This is a genomic window from Bacillus sp. FSL K6-2944 (assembly GCF_038005385.1).
Lineage (GTDB): Bacteria > Bacillota > Bacilli > Bacillales > Bacillaceae_G > Bacillus_A > Bacillus_A cereus.
Map to the genome: position 1 here is coordinate 426,483 of NZ_JBBOTE010000004.1, position 18,510 is coordinate 444,992.

The window sequence follows — 18,510 nt, forward strand, 5'->3', positions numbered from 1 at the left end:
CTATCGCGGTCAAAGTGAAATGATTGCCAACAAAAAAACAAATCATGCTATTGGAACAAAGTAGCCACGAGTATATAAAAGTCATGAATGCCCTTGTATCTGAAATGGTTGAAGCAAAGAAAAGCACGAAGAAAAGTACAAAAGATATGGAGGCCAATCTCCCAAGTGCGGTGAAAAATCAAGCCATGAAAGATGCGAAAAGTGTGTTTTCTACAAAGGTGAAAAAGAGTGCATACAAAATCGTTCCGATTCTAAAAAGACCTGTTTGTGTATGGAATAACCAAAACGATTCATTTGATTTCACGCACATTTCAATTTCGTTTATGGTAAACGGAATGCCCTTCGTCAACTTGATGATAAAGAACAAAGATGGGTGCAAGACCACAAAGTAAGTCGTGAAATCGTCGATTTTGCAACGGATCATACTATTTCTGTCATTCGATTAGAGCAACTCACGAACATGAGACAGACGGCACGAACAAGCCGTAAAAACGAAAAAAATCTACATACTTGGTCATTCCATCGTTTCGCACCATTCATCGCGTACAAAGCGACATTAGTTGGCATAAAAGTCGAATATGTGGACCCTTCTTATACAAGTCAAACATGTCCGAAATGTTCTGAAAAGAACAAGGCGCAAGACAGAACATACAAGTGCCCATGTGGATTTGAGAAACATCGTGATATCGTTGGGGCGATGAATATTCGCTACGCAACTGTGGTTGATCAGCCTAAGAACCTATATGGTCTGTCTTAGGAGGGGTGATGGCACACCCTCCTCTTGAAGGCTGTTCAAAAACAGAAATGGACTGCGAACGCTTAGTCATTCATGAATCCCATCCGTTATACCGTAAGGTGTAGGACTTGCGGCTTTAGCCGTGGGAGTGTCAAATTACTCTTCTTTTGGAAGTACAATTTTTTTATATAATTGAACCGTAATGAAGTAATAGATCAAGTAAATCAATACAAAAATAACAAGTGGTAACCATATACGGAAATACGGATCAATTAAAAGAGGGCTGAACATATTCATACCAACTAATACGTGAACAATACCCACCATTGCTGGGACTAAGAATACAAAGAATAACTCTTTATAAATCGATTGTGTTAATAACTCTCGGCGAACACCAATTTTACAAAGCATTTGATAACGTATACAATCTTTGGATGCACCAGACAGAACTTTAAACATCAGGCAGCTTGCCATCATTGCTAAGAACGCAATTCCAACGAAGAATCCCATAAACATGAGTCCGCTAGAAAAACTTTGATTCCCTTTATAGGTTTGATATTTACTACCCAGTTCTTCTGCTTTCACATTTTTATATTTAACTAGCTGTAATTCATCAAGTTTTTTCCATTCTTTTACGTATGCACCAAAATTATCTGTTTTCCCAATAAACACGGTATTTTCTGTACCTTTCATACTATCGTATATGTTTTGATTGACAATTTTCACTTCATGATTCGGATACATATACTCTGGTTGAATTGTTTGGAAAACATCACTCCATTGTCTTGGTTTTCCATCATCTTTCCCCCATTGTCTTGACAACACAAACGCATTCATGGGTATTTTCTCTGAAACTTTCATTGTCTTCTCATTTTTTCTATCTATGACTAAAGGACGATTATTCTCTAGCTCTTCTTTTGTATAATAAACATACGTATCATCCACCTTATAGTGATATTCAAGTTTCTCTTTAAATGGCATGCCGTCTAACAATTTTTTTTCTTCCACTGTTGGATTATGAACTATCGAATCATAAATCGTTCCTTTATCGGTCTGTTTTATAACATCGTTTTTAAATGCCATACCACATGCAATTCCACCCGCTCCAAGAGCCACTAACAATGCTACCGTGGCGAGTACATTTGCTAGGCTATTCATACGGAAGCTTAATTGTGCAAAAGTAAAAGCATTCAACCCTTTGTCCCTACGTTTTTTATTAATTTGTACCTTTTTCATCATAACCGGGAGAAGAGATCCAAATAGCGTGTACGTACCAATTGTAGCTGTGATTAATCCAATAGCCATGAACATAGGAACGCTTAGTATATCTTTTCCTTGTAGCTGTGATATATAGATCAGTGATGTATACCCCATGCCTAGTAACAGCAAACCAAGAAATGCAACTACAGCTGTCATTTTTCCTTTTACTACAATACGCTCTGTTTGTGCATCTGCATGTACAAGTTGTAATACAGAAATACGAGATAATTTAATGCCATTCATAATTGCCGATAATACAAATAATGTAAGGAAGAAGATGCAAGTAACAGTCATAGATGGTAAATACAATGATTGATAACCTGCTCCTGTAAATGCCAATTGTTTCATTAATAACTGACCAATACCTTTTGCAAGTCCTACACCTACCGCAATCCCGATTGCAAGAGAAATCAAGCCCAATACGATTGTTTCGATAAACATAAGTAAGGTAACTTTATGTTTTTTTGCTCCTAACATCATGTACATGCCAAACTCTTTTTGGCGAAGAGATAATAAGAACGAGTTTGCATATAAAATGTAGAAAAACGTTACAATCGCTAATAAAACAGAACCGATTTGGAATGCTATTGCAACTATCTCAGCATGTGGATTTGATTGAAGGAACGTTTTATTTAATGATAACGTTTGAAACATATAAAAAGTTGAAATAGATACGATAAGACCAACAAGTAAGACAATATAATCTTGAAATTTACTTTTTAGCCCAGACATGGAAAGTTTAAATAACATGCTCCTAGACCTCCTTTCTTACGCTTTTTGTGTACCTAAGTCCGCAAGCACATCTAAAATTTCTTTATAAAACTCTTCACGTGTACCGCCGCGGTGAATTTCTTTATATAGCTTACCATCTTGAATGAATAAAATTCGCTGACAGTAACTTGCACTATACGGATCATGTGTAACCATCATGATAGAAACGCCTTGCTCTTTATTTAAGTTTGTCATCGCATCAAGTAAACTCGTTGCATTTTTAGAATCAAGCGCTCCTGTTGGCTCGTCCCCTAAAATAATGGCAGGTTCATGCACTAACGCACGTGCTGCGGCTGAACGTTGTTTCTGTCCACCAGATACTTCAGATGGATACTTTTGAAGTATTTCTGTAATTCCTAACATATCCGCTACTTTTTCTACTTTCGATCCAATATTACGTGACGCGACACCTTGAAGAGATAATGGAAGTGCGATGTTTTCATAAATAGATAAGTTCTCTAATAGGTTAAAGTCTTGGAAAATGAATCCTAATTTTTGTGAACGAAAATCAGAAAGTTCACCTTGCTTCATTTTCGTAATATCTGTACCCGCGATTTCAACAACACCGCCCGTTGCTTTATCAAGTGTTGAAATTACGTTTAATAATGTCGTTTTACCAGAACCAGATGGCCCCATAATTCCGACAAACTCCCCCTCTTGAATGGAGAATGAGACACCTTTTAACGCATATGATTGATTCTCTCCTTTTTTACCGTACACTTTTTGGACGTTTTTCACGTCTACAACTGGTTTCGTCATATATATCCTCCTACAATTGTTATTCTCTTACTTATTTTGCTCTTTTGGAAGATGAATCGCTATTGATTGATATGACAGTAACCTTACATTTTTGTAAGGGGATGTTTCTTCCATTTTAAAACAGCTACTTTAGTATAGGAATAACACAAAAAATACCAAATGATGATTGGATTGTTACAATGAAAGGTGTATGGTTTAAATAACATCAAATATAGAATTTTACAAACGATATAACTTATTTAGTTTTAATATAATAATTTTATAATGTAAGGAGTATACAATATTCATTTACTTATTCCTCCATTTCGAGGGGATGGGCAAAAACACCCTATTATATATCAGCTATATTTGTCAGTTTACCAAGGAATGTTATTAAATTAATTATCAAATCAAAAAATCCATTAACGTGTTTTTCTTTTTCAAAGTATGGCAATACCCTATTATCTTATCCAGTATACATTTCTATAAGCCATTGGCTCAATTAGTCAGAATAGAGGCCACTCATGCATATCTGGTCATAGATTCAAACCCTAAAAATCCAGCATATTCTATTTTTTCATCACTCCATAGACTGTATGTATGATATATATAAGCAACAAGCGCATTCATAAATATCTTTTTCTTTCCACAATCGTTAATAATTATTTTACAATATTGTAATTCACTAAATGCTGAAAGATGTGCGAAGTAAGAAACATAAATAAATATATCCAGCGTACAAATACTATTTTTAAAAATATGAACACCTCTATTTACTTGAGAAACATATAACTCGTAATCTGCAGTACTTATTGCCATTTCGAACGTTTATCAAATAGAAAAAGTTCCGAAAGGTTGAAATACTCGCCTAATAACATTGGTACTTTTTCACTCTTACTATCTTCACCTATTAACCATAAAAACCTCGTTTACGCATTTCATTACGTAAATTCGATGCAGGGATTTTAAGATGTTGTGCTATTTTTGGATAACTCCATCCCTGCTCCCTTAAGTTTTTTGCTTGTCGACACCAATGCTCCCATTTATTTCGACTTTGTTCCTGTATTTCTGTTTTATTTTTTCCTTGCCACAAACCTCTTCTTTTCAATTGGTCATATAACGTACTACGCGAACAATCCAGCTTCTTTGAAATGCTCCCTGCTCCAAACCCTTGCTCTTTTAACGCCACAGCTTGCCTACAAACCTCATCCCATTCTTCTTTTGTCTTTTGTCCTTTACTCTCTATAAAAAGATCCTTTGTTAAAAATTGAAATTCCTTTCCCACCATACAGTTGTGAATTTGAATACATTCTTTCAAAGAGCGCATTTGATATTCGCATGTTTGACAATACTGATCCTGTAAATCTAAAATACGAATTCTCTTTTCTTTTGGATTCATACTGTACACCTCACTAACTTTTAACCTTTTATTCCATAATATCTACATTGGATCTCTCATCAATAGTTTCAACATTTTTTTGTAATTATAACCAATTTTTATTAGTTTTTGGTCTTTGAATTCTTCCTTACTTCTCAATCCGTTTTCACGGTATAATAAATTAATTAGATGCAGAATAATAAATAATATTCAAAAAATAAAAATGATTATATTATCTAAATAATTGTTCTTTCCCATATTATTTGAACTCTAGCTATAGAATCCTTTTACAAGATAAGCAACTGGATTTTTGCCCCACATAATAGATTTTATAAGCTATTTTTCATTTATATAATAAAAACTATATATAATTATATAATGAGGTGAAATTCTGATCGCTTCTTAATATAAAATATGGTAGCTTGAAAATAACAAGTTTTTTTCTATTTTATATACCCATACAAACTATTTTTCATATTCAATCAGAATAGGAGGGATAGTTGATATTTTGATATATTTTTGAAAAGTATGGATGTTCACTTCCAATTTTTTAATAATCATAGAAAAGGGCTTTCTGTAATAATTTGCAATTATAATCTTTTTCTTTCTAAGTAAACAAAGAGTAAATTAGATTTGTTTCACTCACTAAATCTATAGTAGTTCATACGACAGTAATCAAAAAAGGACAAAGCCCTCAAACAGAGCTAATCGAACTTATCTTAAAAGAAAAGGATAAAAATTCTGTTACTATCTCTTATTATGATACGCGAATCATAGGGACAATCTCATTTACGAAGATTTAGATGTGTAACGTCGTTATTTGGGTAATCACAATTTGAATATAGCTTTGAATAAAATTGAATGTTTTTGAAACAACTATAACTTTCTTCCTGTACCATTCACCTTTTACGCCACTACTTTTCAAAATCATGACACAGATACTTCACATTACATCTCATTTTTGAGAAAAGAACCTTCTTACACAAAATCACAAATGTGTGTGTTCGAGAATCTAAATGGAGAATGTAGCTAATAAGTCGGATAAATAAAGACTTACATTATCGTTACAACGGCCCTTACATCATAAAATATAATCAGCAAACGTAAACCCCTCTTCCACTTAACAGTCCACCGACTGTCTGAAGGGGGGGTTTACCGCCACTAATACATTCCAGCATTTTTTTAACTACACTAGAAGAAATATTAGGCTTTTATCTATAACTGTCATTTCTCTCTCCTATTCATTACATATTGCTCTGTCTATTTCTTGAGGTGGAAGTTTTCTATCAAGAAATAATGCATGAAATATCATTAACATAACAAACCATCTTAATCCATTTCTAAGAAGGTTTTAATATCGTCTAATTCTCTTCGAGTCGGAATAACTGATATGTGTAGCACAGGTACTTTCATTTTTTCTAGTGGAACCGTCGTCAAAATACCATCTATCCCCATTTTTTCGAAATCGTACTCTTGAATATCTAATGCTTCCTCCGATACAATTGATAGTGTATTCCCAAACTCATGATAAAGTACACCTTGTATATATCGTTTCCATAAAATAGCATCCCCTAAATACAAACATACATTTTTTCGAAATGCTTGAGATAATTGAAATACAGCCTCTAATTGTAATGTGATGGCTAGAATATCTTCTTCGTTCACCCGAGAAAAAAATGGGTATTGTTGTATCCATGATGTATAAACTTTTTGAACTTTTTCAAATGTTACAGGATGTATTTGTTTCACTTTTTCATGCCATTCAGATGTAGGCGATGTAATTGTCGGAATAAACTGATACCTATATGAAATTTGTCTAATGTATTGTAACAAATAAAACAAAAACTCTTCATCTCGATGAAAAAGCATATTAAATTCATTTTCTAATTGTACTACTAAATCTTTGACGTATTGATATAACATAGATGTCCCATTATAATAATATTGAAGAAGCTCTTCTTTATAACGGCTTCTGTTAGAATAAACAAACATACAACAATTTACAGCAATTGTCATTACCACTTTATCTGTTTTTGTAAGTGAAACACCACATAAAACAGAAGGCAACGCTTTAATTTTATGATAAAAGGGTGTTTCAATTATAAGCGCCTCATGAATAGGTAACACACTTATATTATCCCCCTTTTTTTTACGTTGCACAGCAATCGCTAGTAAATAAGCCAACCGTTGTTTATAAATCGGATAAAATTGAATATCTAGTTTTTGTTCGATGTTTTTTACGTAAGAAAAAATTTCAAATTCGTCAGAAAATGGCCATTTATCCCATCCATAGGTTGTAAAATACAATTCATAGAACATATATACAATATGCGCTTCTATTCCAACAATACGCAGAGGTTTTTTATGCAACTCTAAATCAAAATGATTTAGATATTCCTGAACCTCACGGAGTACTGAAGAAATAGTTGCTACTTGTACATATAGTACATCAGCTAGTTCCGTCACTGTACGAATATTCCCTTGTAACAATTGTTCTAAAACTCGAAATCGCATGTCTTCTTGCTTAAAAAAAGAATACACACTGGTTTGAGATGAATGAGGAGGTTTATATAATTTTACACCTCTTCCTTTAATGACGTGTATCTGCCAATCTAAAGGTAACTGATTTTTCAAATAATGCAAATCTCGCCGAACAGTCTTTACTGCACATTGAATTTGTTCAGCAATTTCTTCTAAAGTATGCCATTTTTGATCTTGCAATAGCATATTAATAAGTTCTTGTTGTCGTTGCTGAGTAGACATAATTTATACCATCCCTGTCTCAAAACATGACTGGATGTACTCCTTTCTTTTTTTGTTTAGTATAATCAAATAAGCGAGGAATACAAGTAGTATTTTTTGCCTAAATAGCTGTTTTAAATAAAAAATATATTATTGATTTTCTTGAATTTAAAAACATTCCTTCCACTACTATAAAACAAGTATTTTTAATATCTTAAAGCGTTGTTGACTGGAAACATACATTTTCACGTAAGGTCTTTTCCAAAATGAAAAGCTTACCACCAAAAATCCCAGTACAAATATACCTACCTTTGGCGGCAAACTTTCACCTCAATTTCCTATTCACATATAGGGTTATCAAAAATCGTGTGCAACACCTAGTATATGATCCAGCGGAATGTACCCTATCATGCGACTATCTTTACTATTATTCCTATTATCTCCTAACACAAATAAGTGTCCGGCCGGTACTCGCCATGTTTGATTTTCCTGTTCGGACATTTTCTCATACAAATACGGTTCTTGTATCTTGTTTCCATTTCGATACAAAACTCCATTTTTATACGAAATCGTATCTCCTGGTTTTCCAATTACCCTTTTAATATAATTAACTGAAGAATTTTCAACAAACAACTGACCAATATTGGTTTCCAATAAATCATTCCACATATTATGTTGTTCATCTAATTGACTGTCTAACACCACAATGGAACCATATGCAGGAACGTTTCCTAATACATGAGACCACTTTGATACAAGAACCCATTGTTCATCGTGTAGAGTTGGATTCATGGACTCCCCTTTCACACGAAATGGTTGTACTACAAAGATTTGTAAAACGATAGTGATAATCAAACTTATTACTATATATTTCGCCCAATTTTTTATCACAGCATATCCCCGCATAACTCTCCCCCCCATGGCCTCTGGTAGTATCTACTTATTCCTTTTTCTGCGGCTTAAAAACATCCTTAAATTCAGCATCTTTCACCTTAATATCTGCTTTTTCAAGCAACTTTTGAATAAACTGCTGCTGCCATACTTGATCTTGTAAACGTTTTTGTTCTAATGTTTTACGGATATTTTCTTTTTCTTGTTCAAATGGTTTCAATTCTTTCTTCTCTGTTAATTTAATGATATGATATCCAAATGTTGTTTTAACTGGTTCACTTACCTCGCCCACTTGCAACTTATATGCAGCATCTTCAAATTCTTTTTGCATTATACCGGGACCAAATACTCCAAGATCCCCACCTTTCTCTTTGGAACCTGTATCTGTAGAATATTGTTTTGCTAAAGCCGCAAAATCTTCTCCTTGCTTAATTTTTTCTTCCACTTCTTTAGCTGTATTTTCATCCGCCACTAAAATATGACTAGCTCTGATTTCCGGCTTATAATTTTCTTTCAATTCCTTTTCAATAATAGACTTTTTAACAGCTTTTTCTAACGCCGCTTGGGCTTTTAATTGTTCTTTTAGAGCTTCCTCATTGGGTACACCAAATTGTTTAATTAAATCTGTTACATTTTTTTGGTTTGTTTGTTTTTTTAATTCTTCTAATTTCTGATTTACTTCTTTCTCTGAAACTGGATAATCATGAATTAGTACTTTTTTCACCATCATCTGATACACTGCTACTTTTCCAAATTGTTCTTGCAAATTTGTCCCAAGTTCCTTTTCGGTAATCGCTCCAACTTTTGATGTAACTACTTCTCCTGTGTTCCCACAGGCAGCGAATAATATAGCGCTTCCTAATAAAACACTTGCTAATTTTACTTTTTTATTCATTTATAATCCCTCTTTTCAATTTCTACAGTTTATTTGACTTTATCCTTCAAATAAACTGTACTTCACGTTTTTTTAATTGTTTTCGTAAAGTACTCTCATCGCAACCTAAAAATTTTGCGATAGCTCGATAGGTAACATGCGTTTCTTGTAATTTAACCGCTTCTCCGCATAAATAATCCCATTTTTTCTCACTCTCTCCATATATTTTTTCTAAAGAATCTACTTCAGAAATTAATAACAATGCTTTACCAGCTTGTTCGATCCACGATCCGATTAAACACTGCTTATAACAATACGTATAAGAAGCACTTTGAAACGAACAAGTTTGGCAATGTAAATCTTGTACGTCCAAAATCTGTATACGTAGTTGCTTTGCATTCATATAGTATTTCCGCCTCTCTAAACATATTTAAATTTCCAATGATTTATTAGCCATATATTTAAAATAAAAAATAGCTTCTCTTGAACGATACTACAAATTAAGCATCTTTCTTAAAGCAATTAAACTTTTGTCAAAAGTATTTTTTCATAACATAACTCTACATCAAAACTCTTTTTTCTGTGATAAACTAAATGTATTATCTTATAACGCCGGTATAGGATATAACATAGTGCGTATAAAAGGACATTTCAAACCATCTTCACAAAATCATATAAAGACACTCTTTTTTCTGGAAGTAGAACAGAAAGTGTCTTTATATACTCGTTATTATTTTTCTTGTTCACATCAGTCACATCCAAATTTCCTTAATATATTGCATTTTTAGAAATACTAACCATTCGAGACTCCCACGATGTATCTTCAACTCACATAGACACTTATATTTTCTATCTCGAGCATCATTCGTTTTAGTACATTTCAGATAACTTTGATTTCTATAAGCTGGCGTCACATATTCAATCTGAATACCAGCTATTCTTTATAGATAATAAATTGTGATAAACGATAAAATGACCAAGTGTGTAGTTTTTTTCGTTTTTATACCTTGTCCTTATCATTTTTATATTTGTTAGTTGTTCTAATTGCACAACTTATTTTATGATTTTTATCTTGCATCGGTCTTTACTCTTTATCGTCCATTCGCCAAATGGATTTCATTTCTACTTATTACGTACACTACGCAACGTACGCTTCTTATATTTATTATACCTACCGCGGGGACCTTGAGACCTAAGTCTATACCTGAAATTTTCGTTCCTGTCCTTTTATTACTAGGAAGTGTGACTGCTATTTAGGCTATCCACTTATTCGCTTTTTTTGTGATACGCAGTGTACCTTCAAATTACGTTTGTTTGTAGCGCTTAATAAAGCTTGGATTCTTATACGAATCAACTTTTCATTTACCTGAAATGAGATTGAAATATAAGTAGGATTAAATAAATAATTTTGATTGTTCCATACACAAACACGCCTCTTTAGAATTAGGATAATTTTATACTGGTTTTTCTTTACTTTTATAGTAAACAAATTTTTTGCGTCTTTAATCTCTTGATTTTTTTCATTGCACTTGGAATATGAAATAATTGCATACAAAAGCCAATTTTTTATTAATTAGAGTCGCTTGTGCTTGATTTGGATAGATACGAAACGTATCATCATTCGTTCGTTTCACCCCATTTCGATTGTGAGAGAAGAAAAATTTTGAGGCTAAACATACAAAGGGTAGGGCACACTGGTATGAACAGCGATTGGAATTCTTGTATTCATGAACAAATCCAACATATAAAATCCGAATACTTTCAGGAGCCCTTTACTCAAATCATCAAAAATCACGAGGTGATGGAAATAGAAGATTTGCTAGTAATCACTCTATAAAAGAGCGTACAGTAGCGAGTGCTATAAGAAGTTCAATACTAACAAATGATTGTAACTACTCAGCTTCTTCAAATAAAAAAACAGGCCAAATACATGTTTCCGATTCGAAAACATGAAAAGAAAATACTCCAATCAGAGAAAGAATCTATGCCAAATAGAGAAATTCTCTTATGAAGTCGTGTTATTCCAAGGAACCGTTCTAGTTTCTATGACTTGGTTTATCGCTTGTAAGACCGATTGTTTTTGTTTTTTCATGGTACTCATAAAGCTTCGTATCTGACAAAAAGATTCTGCGCCTTTCTTACTTCGGAAAGTCCCAGACACTTTCTGTTTTACTTTCGTCATCCGAATATCCCGTTCTGCTTGATTGTTATCAAATGGAATGGCTGGATGTTCTAAAAACGCTAGAATTCTGTCAGAATACTTGACGAAGCGATTCCATAAATTTTGAGAAGGCGTCTGCTTTCCTTTCTTCTTTTGTTTCGTGGAAAGAATCTGTTGTTCTTTCAATATGGATTGATACATAATAAACAGATTCTTTTGCGTCGCTTTTGGCATGGTACCTTCGGATTGCTTTTTCATCGTCAACGCTTGCGTTAGAAATTTCTGCATCTGTTGTGCCCATTGTTCTCCAGTACTATCTATAATTCCTTGTAAATCTCGTAAGAGATGGGCATTACATAAAACGTGACGACAATCTGTATACGCATCATACGATTTCCAACCATCATGCATCGCAATTCCAGAAAAAGATGGCAAGATTTCTCCAGCATCCATTGCTTCTTTTCCACGTTTTTGATGAATATGTTGCAATGTCACCTCCGGTGTACTGGCAGTATGTAACCATTGTGTTTTGTTTTCTACACGCATACCAGTTTCATCAAAATGGACAACAGGAGACTGCAGAATCTTTTCCTTTACTTCTTTTATGAATGGCTGCAATTGAGAAGCGAAAGCCTGTGTATGATTTACCAGGGTTCCTTCGCTTATAGAATGTCCAAAACAATCCTGAAAGAATTCTTTTGTTCGCTTCAAAGAAATGCATTGATAATGCGTTAAATAGGGAATCAGTCTTTTTATATTTGGACCATATTGAACAGGACGAGATACTGTCGAAGGAAATTGGGCTTCTTGGATAGAATGGCAATGTGGGCATTCTTTCTGTTCTACTTTATGTTCTGTCACTTCGATCTGAATAGGTGGTAAGTCATACACTTGGCGAATGCGATACCCTTTTACAGGCTCGTGGTTCAAGGAAGTATGACAACAAGTACAATATGTAGGAGAATGTGTAATCGTATGATCTGGAGTCGCTGTCAAACCAAGAGTATGTCCCTTGTGGCCCAACTGGCCACCCGTTTGACGATGAGACGGTTTGCGCAAACTTTTTGTAACGGGCTTACCCAAACCATCTGTAGAAGGTGGCTTATGACTATTTTTGGAGTTTTTTTTTGAAGCATTTTCTAGTTCTTGTATACGTTTTTCTAACTTAGAAAATGTTTCTTCAAATAAAGAAATAACAGCTTCAGGTCCTTTTTTATATGTATCTAAAATAATTTTTCGATCGACCATAAGATTCACCTCCCCTGTTTGATATACTCAGTATTTACAAATGGGAGGCATATGAAACTAGTAAAATTTAAAAAAGACACCGAAAGGTGGCTGAGTAGTTACGAGTAATTTTGATTGTTCCATACACAAACAGGTCTCTTTAAAACCGGAATGATTTTATACTTGCTTTTCTTTACTTTTGTAGCAAACTGTTTTGTGCAAGTAGAAAATACAGAGAGTTGCAGCGAAAAGTGCAGAGGCTAGCAGCTCGATTTTTTAAATAGTAATTTTAGTGTTTCCAGAAGACAACGCATTGCGTAAACGATAGCTTTCTCCCGTAAATGCAATAATGTGGGCATGATGGACCAAACGGTCCACCAATGCAGAAGTAAGTCGATTATCACCAAATATACGATTCCATTGACCAAATTCTAAATTCGAAGTAACTATCACACTTTTTTGCTCATAACAGTCGGCAATAATATGGAATAGGAGCTCCGCTCCTTGCTTTTGAAACGGTACATAACCTAGTTCATCTAAAATTAAGAGATCACATGATTCAATTTGTTTTTTTATACGAGTTAGATTCCCTTGTTTTAAAGCTTCTTCTAATATGCCTACTAAATCAGCTACTCGAAAAAACTTTACCTGATATCCTTGTTCACAGGCCTTTAAACCTAAAGCTGTTGCTAAATGTGTTTTTCCGGTTCCAGGAGATCCGAGTAATAAAAGGTTCTGTTTTCCTTCAAAAAATCGCAACTCACTAATATGTTCTTTGCTTGTCGTAGAAGGTAAATGAATTTGTTCACCCCATTCATAATCTTTCAACCACTTTAACTCTCTAAATTTTGCTTTTTTTATTAAAGTTGATACTTTTTTACTTTGTCGAGCTTCAATTTCTAAGTTTAAAATATCCTGTAAGAATTGTTCTTTATTTTCAAATACAACTTCATCATAATGCTCTAGAATAGAACTCAAATGTAATACTTTACAAGCTTCTTGTAGGTTTCTGTGTATCATAGTGAAAATGAACTCCTCTCTAAAGTTGGACAGAGTTTCCGATCGTATTGTTCTAAATCCGTTTCATAATCCACTAAAACAGATGGTGTGTGTTTCTCTTCCCATTTCTGCGGATAAGTTACTTGTTTCGCTTGTAATATGCCATCAAGTTCATAAGGGGTTTTTGATAGCCAATCCTCATTTTCTAAAACAACATGTAATTGTTGTAAAGAATACTTTTTGAGCAATCTTTTTATCCCTACTAAGCGTGATTTACGCTCTTCCGTTTGGAAGAGGAGATAATCCTGAACTCTCATAGGTAAGTATTTAAAATATCTTGAATAACGTACTACACGTGGTTTCTTTTCCCAATCTTCAAAAATTTCTTCCCAAGGAATGGGCCTATTTGTATGCATGTAAGGTCTATATTCTTTAAAGATTACTTCTCCTTCAGAAGTAAAACATGTAAATTGATCCCATTCTTTTTTTATGACAATAACTTGTTTGACATTTGTTTTGCGTAAAACAAATCGTTCTTGATCTACTGTAATTTCTCCATATTTATTTACAGTTGTAGTATCTAGTGAAAAGACCGATAGGTCTTCTAAAGGCAATGGCTTTAATGCATTTTTATCATCATTCCACAACTCCTCTATCATGATTTTCTTATCATAATGCGGTCGTTTTTGATCCTCTAATGCTTGTACTTCTAGCCACTGTGCAAGTTGTGAAAAACTTTCCATAACCGGTGAAGTTGTAAACCAATTATTACGTGTATAACTAACTTTACGCTCAACATTACCTTTTTCATGCCCGCTATAAGGGTTACATGGTTGTGTTTCAAAGTTATAATGCATTTGAAATTGTAAAAACGCTTCTGTATAAATACGATTTTCACCTTTTCCTATGGTGATTACAGCGGCGGATAGATTATCAATCCTAAGATGTGTTGGTACACCACCTGCTTGATGGAATAGCTGTTTTAAGCCTTCTAAAAAGCATTCCTTATTTTCAGCTGGTAATGGATAAGCAAATGCTGTATTGCTATGGGGAAAGCTTAACAATAGTACTTTAATATCTTTATATGCTCCATCTTTGACAACTGTCATATTTCCAAAATCAACTTGTGCTTCTCCAGGAGGATGTTCTAATCGTTCGTAACGTTTTTCTTTTGCTGTTTTTATCTGTGGTCTTCGATGTTGGATATAATCACATACGGTTCGATACGAACCTTGAAACTTATATTCTGTTTTTAATTGATTAAATATCTTTTTACTTGTTCTTCGTTCCTTACGGCGAAGCTTACTATCTTCCTCTAACCATAAATCTACAATTTCACCAAACTCACTATCATACATCATTCCTGTTTTTGTACAAACTGGACCAGTATCCGAAGGATACACTTCTTCATCAGCATACTTTTTGACAGTTCTCCAATTCTTTCCTAGTTTTCTTGCAATTTCAGAAATACTTAAATCATCATTTTCTCTTAAATGTTTGATATAATGAATTTCAGGCATTGTTAGCATCCTTTCTAGTCCTCCTGTTTCGTGTGGTAACGAAAACAGTAAGGGATTTATTAAGAGCTGACAAGCCTTTTTTTATGCACTTTATCTATGTACAAAATCGTTGCTCGACTCTGTACTTTTATTTTGCACTAAACAAGCAAACAAACTTTTCGCGTCTTGAATCGCCTGATTCTTCACCGCACTTGGGATAGTTGCTTCCATATCTTTTGTGCTTTTTTTCGTACTTTTCTTTGCTTCCACCATTTCCGATACAAGCGTATTTATAACTTTGATATATTCGTGACTGCTTTGTTCCAACAAACGGATTTGTTCTCTTGTTAGAATCAATTTCACTTTCACTGTTAGGGTCTGTGACATACGTTTCATCCCCTTATTTTTTAATTTTCAGCATCGTTCATTTGATGCATTTCTAGCAATAGAAACAAAATAAGAACTTGTCCATAAACTTTGCAACTACATGAGATGAGGAGATGTTCCTCTCAAACACTTTGAAACATTCTTCTATTATCATTTATTTTCGAAAAATTACAACAAAAAGACCCAAAGAAACTACCTATAATTTGGATACTTAAAGTACCACGAACCTTGCAATTTTTAGTGGTACTCCGTATCCAACCTCATTTTCATCCCATGCCTAAAGGCGAGGGGCTTTCGTTCGGGAAGAGCTGTAAGATGAACAGCAATTCCCCGCTCCTATAAAGTTTTAAATACATCTCAACAACTAAAAGAACAAAAACAGGGATAGTCAACGGCCACCAGACCTTTTATGGATAAAAAACAAGCCTTTCATCAAATAGGATACACAAAACATTATGCTTCACTTTCAAGGGTTAATTTCCTTTAATATACTTAGCACATATACCTTAATTTCTTCATATAATGTTTTAACAAAATCATATGCAAAGGATGAATTACTATATCCCCTAAAAACTACCTTTTAAAAATCACATGTATGTTCCTTGTATTATTTCCTCTTCACACTGATATAAATACGGAGGAAAAACAAACTACTGCTTTATACAAAGATATTAAAACATTGCCACCATCACTATTTACTCCCCCAAAAACAATGCCTATCATATCTTCAAACTTTCTCCAACAACTTATTATTGTACAAACTTCTGGCAATTATAATCAACAAGAAGCATCATACATGATTCAGCGTATCAGCAAAATTAATAACAATATTTTATATGCACTCTATACAAGAAATGTACGTATTAAACTTATTAATTTCCCTATTACGTATCTGTCTGAATACACCTATCTACGAGGAAAAATCCCCAGAGGTTGGGAAGGAACTGGGTATACTTGGGATGATGTCCCTGGGATTGGAGGCAATCCTGTGGTCGCTCGTATTGGTTATAGTAACCCTGGGCATATGCATTCCTCTATAAATTTAGAACTTCATGAAACTGCTCACGCTATTGATAACTATGTATTTCAAAACATTAGTTATTCCCAAGAATTTTTTAAAATTCACGCTAAAGAATATGCTTCCTTTTCAAACAACTCTTATTACTATTACCCCGAAGAATATTTCGCCGAAGCCTTTGCCTATTATTATTTTAATGATCAAACTAATGAAACGTTAAAAAGCAAAGCTCCTTCCACATATCAATTTATTCAAAATTTACCTTTCCGGCTTTGAACCTGTACATCCCTTGAAAAATACATCTTTTTAACTATCATAATAAAATAATTATTTCTCAAATTCTTAATATGTATATCTATCCCAAATAAGAAACTTAATAAAAATTTTAAGGTTCCGGATTGGTATAACCAAAACAATTTGATATAGGACACACATGCATTCATTGAACTACCCCCACTTTCACTTCGTTTAGAAGAGGGGGATTCCTAAGTAAAGAGTTCTATCGAACTCTAATTTATTAGGCTATCTCCACAGTCCTTGCGGTTAGAAGCCTTATCGCTTCATTCTTTAGATTGATACTTGCGTTAATATCCCTATCATGGTTTGTAAGGCAAGAAGGGCAGTCCCATTTACGTAGGTTTAGATTTTTAACGTCTTTGTTTTGATATCCACAACAAGAACATAATTGGCTTGAAGCAAATGTTTTCGATACAACAATGACTTGTTTGCCGTACCATTTTGCTTTGTATTCCAACATAGTTCGAAACTGAGACCATGATACCTCACTAATTGCTTTTGCTAACTTATGATTCTTTAACATATTTGATACTTGCAAATCCTCTATACCGATAACATCGTGGTTTTTGATGATTTCAGTCGAGATTTTGTCCAAGTAATCTTTTCTAGCATTCGTCATGTATTCATGAATTCTAGCTACTTTTACTCGTTGTTTATTCCAGCGAGAAGATCCTTTCATTCTTCTAGAAAGAACACGCTGTGCTTTTGTCAACTTCTCTTCTAATGATCGAAAAAACTTCGGATTTTCATAGGTTGTTCCATCTGACAAAATGGCGAAATCTTTTAGTCCCACATCCATTCCAATGTAAGAGTTTGTTTTCGGAAGTTCTTGCACTTCTGTTTCAACTAACAATGACACAAAGTATCTGCCAGAAAGGTTCCGTCTAACTGTAGCATTTAAAATACGTCCTGTTACTTCACGACTTTTGGCAAATCGAACAAGACCTAGTTTTGGCAATTTTATTTTGTTTCCTACAATGGCAATGTTTTCATTTGTTTGTTTTGTGGTATAAGATTGTACGTTGTTCTTCTTAGATTTGAAACGCGGGGCATTGTTTTGTTTTTTGAAAAGGCGTGTATAAGCATCCGCAAGGTTGCGAACAGACGACTGAATCGCGATACTATCCACTTCTTTTAGCCAAACAAACTCTTTCTTCATGGCAGGGAGTTTGGCAGAGCATGTACCATATGTCAAACCTTTCCCTGTTTCTTTGTATGCATTATCCCATAGAGATAGGAAATGATTGAATACAAAACGAGAACAGCCAATCGTTTTATTGATTAGGGTTGCTTGTGCTTTATTTGGATAGATACGAAATTTATATGCTTTATTAATCATCATTCATTTCACCTCCATTTCGGTATGTTTCTATTATACAACAAACATGTGTTCGATAGGTAGTGAAGTAACAGTTTATGTATGTCGAACAATTAAGATGGCTTCCTGCCATCCCTTGTCCGAAGCCAATTCATCTCCCACCTACTAACTTCGCGTTCCTTGAGGAAGGAGTCTTCTTGGCTAAAATGATAAA

The 18,510-nt window shown here is 34.0% G+C and carries 12 protein-coding genes and 4 pseudogenes; 2 read left to right on the forward strand and 14 right to left on the reverse strand.

Translation table 11 applies throughout. The features are described 5' to 3' along the window. The first annotated feature begins 44 nt into the window (after positions 1-44). A pseudogene (locus MHH55_RS32445) lies at positions 45-757 on the forward strand (RNA-guided endonuclease TnpB family protein). Positions 758-892: 135 nt separating this feature from the next. On the opposite strand, the gene MHH55_RS32450 reads toward MHH55_RS32445, so the two are convergent. The 13 genes and pseudogenes from MHH55_RS32450 to MHH55_RS32510 all read right to left on the reverse strand — a co-directional run. Further along, positions 893-2,746, reverse strand: coding sequence for an FtsX-like permease family protein (locus tag MHH55_RS32450; protein WP_078187308.1), 1,854 nt, complete (start codon positions 2,744-2,746; stop codon positions 893-895). Positions 2,747-2,764: 18 nt separating this feature from the next. Continuing rightward, positions 2,765-3,526, reverse strand: a complete 762-nt coding sequence (locus MHH55_RS32455) for an ABC transporter ATP-binding protein (RefSeq protein ID WP_078187309.1) — start codon at positions 3,524-3,526, stop codon at positions 2,765-2,767. Between the two features lie 889 nt (positions 3,527-4,415). Next, positions 4,416-4,904 (reverse strand): hypothetical protein, encoded by a 489-nt coding sequence (locus MHH55_RS32460; protein ID WP_078187311.1) that lies wholly within the window; start codon positions 4,902-4,904, stop codon positions 4,416-4,418. Between the two features lie 1,308 nt (positions 4,905-6,212). Further along, complete coding sequence (locus MHH55_RS32465; RefSeq protein ID WP_078187312.1) at positions 6,213-7,646, reverse strand: BglG family transcription antiterminator; 1,434 nt, start codon at positions 7,644-7,646, stop codon at positions 6,213-6,215. A 336-nt stretch (positions 7,647-7,982) separates the two neighbouring features. Next, a complete protein-coding gene (gene lepB, locus MHH55_RS32470; RefSeq protein ID WP_078187313.1) occupies positions 7,983-8,531 on the reverse strand; it encodes a signal peptidase I in 549 nt (182 codons plus the stop codon). 34 nt (positions 8,532-8,565) lie between these two features. After that, positions 8,566-9,411: a peptidylprolyl isomerase gene (locus tag MHH55_RS32475; protein ID WP_078187314.1), complete on the reverse strand. Its 846-nt coding sequence runs from the start codon at positions 9,409-9,411 to the stop codon at positions 8,566-8,568. 46 nt (positions 9,412-9,457) lie between these two features. Then, complete coding sequence (locus MHH55_RS32480; protein WP_078187315.1) at positions 9,458-9,793, reverse strand: hypothetical protein; 336 nt, start codon at positions 9,791-9,793, stop codon at positions 9,458-9,460. Positions 9,794-10,202: 409 nt separating this feature from the next. Next, positions 10,203-10,909, reverse strand: a pseudogene (locus MHH55_RS32485) (RNA-guided endonuclease TnpB family protein); the annotation flags it as partial. Between the two features lie 486 nt (positions 10,910-11,395). Then, entirely contained in the window at positions 11,396-12,799 is a 1,404-nt protein-coding gene (tnpC, locus tag MHH55_RS32490) for an IS66 family transposase (RefSeq protein WP_100910632.1), read from the reverse strand. A gap of 101 nt (positions 12,800-12,900) precedes the next feature. After that, a pseudogene (locus MHH55_RS32495) lies at positions 12,901-12,987 on the reverse strand (transposase); the annotation flags it as partial. A gap of 67 nt (positions 12,988-13,054) precedes the next feature. Beyond that, complete coding sequence (gene istB, locus MHH55_RS32500) at positions 13,055-13,798, reverse strand: IS21-like element helper ATPase IstB (RefSeq protein ID WP_172404313.1); 744 nt, start codon at positions 13,796-13,798, stop codon at positions 13,055-13,057. Beyond that, positions 13,795-15,306 (reverse strand): IS21 family transposase, encoded by a 1,512-nt coding sequence (gene istA, locus MHH55_RS32505; RefSeq protein WP_078188121.1) that lies wholly within the window; start codon positions 15,304-15,306, stop codon positions 13,795-13,797. Before istA ends, istB begins: the two co-directional genes overlap by 4 nt. Positions 15,307-15,420: 114 nt before the next feature. Beyond that, positions 15,421-15,663 (reverse strand): annotated as a pseudogene (locus MHH55_RS32510) (RNA-guided endonuclease TnpB family protein); the annotation flags it as partial. A gap of 712 nt (positions 15,664-16,375) precedes the next feature. On the opposite strand from MHH55_RS32510, the gene MHH55_RS32515 reads away from it, so the two are divergent. Further along, entirely contained in the window at positions 16,376-16,957 is a 582-nt protein-coding gene (locus MHH55_RS32515) for an anthrax toxin lethal factor-related metalloendopeptidase (protein WP_340828774.1), read from the forward strand. Positions 16,958-17,198: 241 nt separating this feature from the next. Here MHH55_RS32515 and tnpB read toward each other — a convergent pair whose 3' ends face one another. Beyond that, positions 17,199-18,320, reverse strand: a complete 1,122-nt coding sequence (gene tnpB, locus MHH55_RS32520) for an IS200/IS605 family element RNA-guided endonuclease TnpB (RefSeq protein WP_340882145.1) — start codon at positions 18,318-18,320, stop codon at positions 17,199-17,201. Between the last annotated feature and the right edge of the window lie 190 nt (positions 18,321-18,510).